This is a genomic window from Blautia sp. OM07-19, from assembly GCF_003481595.1.
Classification (GTDB): Bacteria; Bacillota; Clostridia; order Lachnospirales; family Lachnospiraceae; genus Blautia_A; species Blautia_A intestinihominis.
In genome coordinates this window covers 304-588 of the sequence record NZ_QULA01000094.1, presented here as the reverse complement: position 1 = coordinate 588, position 285 = coordinate 304, and the positions used below count along the sequence as shown (strand labels likewise).

The window sequence follows — 285 nt, the reverse complement described above, 5'->3', positions numbered from 1 at the left end:
AAGTCTGCTGTATGAAGGATACAGCTGCGAAAACCAAGCAGCAGATAAGGATTACAGTAATGCTAAAATACTGGGGATTGATTATGCGATGCAGGGAATGGCAGTGTTTTCAGAAGAGATTGAGATGGAAGAAGCAGGATTCTTCAGAAAAAATGAAAAAAGGCTGGCAAGGGAACAGCGAAAACTGTCGAGATGTGTAAAAGGGAGCCACAATTATGTGCGGCAGAAAAAGAAAGTTGCCAGATGCCATGAAAAAATACGCAGCCAGAGAAGAGATTATCTGCA

Annotated in this window: 1 protein-coding gene; it reads left to right on the top strand. The window is 42.1% G+C overall.

From position 1 onward, the window contains the following. The coding region (locus DXC01_RS20855; RefSeq protein WP_243111693.1) for a transposase at positions 1–285 on the top strand (285 nt) is incomplete at both ends.